The organism is Moorena sp. SIO3I6, assembly GCF_010672095.1.
In genome coordinates, this window is sequence record NZ_JAAHHU010000631.1 from 1 (window position 1) to 2,568 (window position 2,568).

General features: G+C 47.8%; 2 protein-coding genes. Both read left to right on the forward strand.

Features of this window, described 5'->3' with window-relative positions:
* Positions 1–440 precede the first annotated feature (440 nt).
* A complete protein-coding gene (locus F6K49_RS40580; RefSeq protein ID WP_293106547.1) occupies positions 441–1,970 on the forward strand; it encodes a hypothetical protein in 1,530 nt (509 codons plus the stop codon).
* 236 nt (positions 1,971–2,206) lie between these two features.
* Positions 2,207–2,568 (forward strand): hypothetical protein (locus F6K49_RS40585; RefSeq protein ID WP_293106550.1); only part of this gene is annotated, 362 nt, incomplete at its 3' end.

A 2,568-nucleotide genomic window follows, 5' to 3' on the forward strand; every position in this document is an offset into this window, starting at 1 on the left:
TTACTTCCTCCTCCCTACTCCCTACTCCCTGCTCCCTTTGCTATTGTAGCAATTATCAGATCATCCCCTGGTTTGACAGTACCCTTGAGGGTACTTTTTATGTTAAAAATAATTAACGTTAAGTTATTTTAAATCGTTAACCGGTGTCTTTATAAAGTGTGCTAAAAGTTAATACATAGCTGAGACCAAGGGCGGTTGGTGGTGTGGTTAACATTAATCCGGTCTCATACATCAGTTCCGCCAAAAGTCAGTAGCTCAGGCAATAATTCGGATCAGGGTGCATAGTGGGCACCATGGTTTCGGTTTGAGAATGACGTCAGTCAAACCGATTCAAGTTGACCCGTGACCATGAATGAGAACAGATCAGAACAAAGGTGTTCTATATTCAACCATCCCCCGAGTTTTGAAAAGACAGGCATTTAACCTAATACATGGGTAGCATGACCAATAATTTAACTAGATTCAGTTGTTCGCGACGGGATTTGCTGATAGCTGCACTTGGAGGTGCGACAGCAGCCACGGTGGGCTCAGTAATTCCAGGCGGGATGAAGGGAGTTGCTGCACAGCAGGCTAAATCCTCAGTAGGACCAGTGGGCTTTACCAGTTTCATCAATCCCAGTGCAGTCGTGGGTACTAGGAACTTCAAAATGGGAGCCGCTAGCCTGATTGATGCTTTTGTTACCCTCAAGGGTGCCTCTGCCAAAATTGGTAACGCTGTTAACTTGCAAGACAATACCCGATTGCTCAACTTTCGTGGTCGCTCTTTGGGTCGAGGTAACCTAGAATTGGGGGATGGAACCTTTACCGCCCATGGAGTCACCTTCGTCGGAAGAGTTCGGATCGGACAAGCCTGTGGTACGGGCATCAATGCGATCGTGCAAAATGCCGACATTGGTGACGCGAGCTTCACTGGTTTGGCAGCACAGATTCTGGGAGAGAATCCGAGACGACCCATCAAGATTCCGCCAGCAAGTCTAGTGTTGTTTGGAGCGAGGATCTATAGTCAACTAGATGTTAAACCCAATATCATTCCGGTACCTGCTCCATTTTCACTATTCTTTGCTGATGTCGATGAGGAAAACTTAGTACTAGCCCGAGGATTCAACTTACTTTATCGTGCTGCTGCACGCACCATCCCATTTTCTGATGTTGCTGGCAATCCTCGCAATCCTGGGGAGGACTTTCCTAATTTAGATCAAGCCTTTGGAAAGCTATCGGTTGCTCCACCAAGTATTTATAGACGTGGCACCGGAGTCATCCCAGCACGTCAAGCAACTCTGGGGGACTTGGGTTTTGAGCGCTTTGAACCTCTAACACCAGTACCAACTCCAAGCACGCCAGCGGACGATGCTGGGGGAGTGGGCTTGAATGCACCGCCCTCAAACAGTCCTGAAGCTGGTGCAAGGTTCGTTGTCCCTGTGGTAAAGTCTCCTGAACTTATCGATAAAGATGCTATTGTCCTGGGAGGGTGCCGCTTGGAATCAGGAGTAGTGGTTGGTAAGGGGAGCTATATTCTCGGTGATGTGGCTCCCACTGTGTCAGTTGGTAAAGGTACCACTATTGGTAAAAACTCAAGCCTTCATCAGCTAACGTTCACCTCTTGCCGAGTGGGAGCTCGATGCGTTATCGGTGATCGGGTAGTTCTCCATGGTCCACTGGAAATTGAGGATGACGTTACTATTGGCAACGGAACTGTGTTGTTTGGACCGACAGTGCGTAAGGGGGTGAAGATTGGTGCTAGGGTGCTGGTGTTTGGACCGGTGGAGGTCACGGAAGATATCCCGGACGATGCCATTGTAGTGGCACCAGGGAATGAGTTCTTGATTGCACCATCGGCACCGTCTCGCAGCGCACGGATTACTCTACCCCATTCAAATGCAATGCTATCCCAGTGGGGGCGTGCCCAAGCAGCTGGATGCGACTGCGGGTGTGGCGTTGGTGCTTTGGTTCAGATCAGTACTCTAGGGTGAAGTCTTTGGCTTAATCTACGTTGTTTTTCGACGGCCTAGATCAACGCAGCTTGTTGGTTGCTGAGCAAATTTTTAATTTTTTAGCGCTGGTTTTGCATAACTTTTGAAAAACAAGCTGATAACTACTAGAGCAACTATAACAACAAGCGCAAATATTGAGGTTTGCCACAGCTATAGCAACAAGCGCAAATATTGAGGTTTGCCACAGGTCTTTTAATTAGGAGAAGAAATCCGTGATGAAAAAGTTTGGAATTCTGTTTTTTTTGAGCCTTTTTGCCTTTTTATCACAGGTTAGCCCAGCTGAAGCACAGAAGAGGAGAAACACTAACGTTACTATCGAGGCAGAGGTGGTAACAGGCTGGAATCGGCTTTTTGGAAAACCAAGATATCGGTGGGACTTCTTGTCTGCTCCCCTGAACTTGGCAGGAGCAACGACAATGGGTATCTACAACCCCAATGGTCAGGAGCCTCTGCCTCTGACTGCTTCGACACGAAAGGATGCCGTTTTGGCATCAATCGTGGATCCTTTCTTGGAAACAATTTTCCCAGTTTTTGACCTTGAAACCACTGACCCTGAAGCTGTCAACGTACCTCTGAG

Bases quoted from the DNA above. Each gene is read 5' to 3' on its own strand.
- F6K49_RS40580 (WP_293106547.1), top strand. From the start codon at position 441: ATGACCAATAATTTAACTAGATTCAGTTGTTCGCGACGGGATTTGCTG.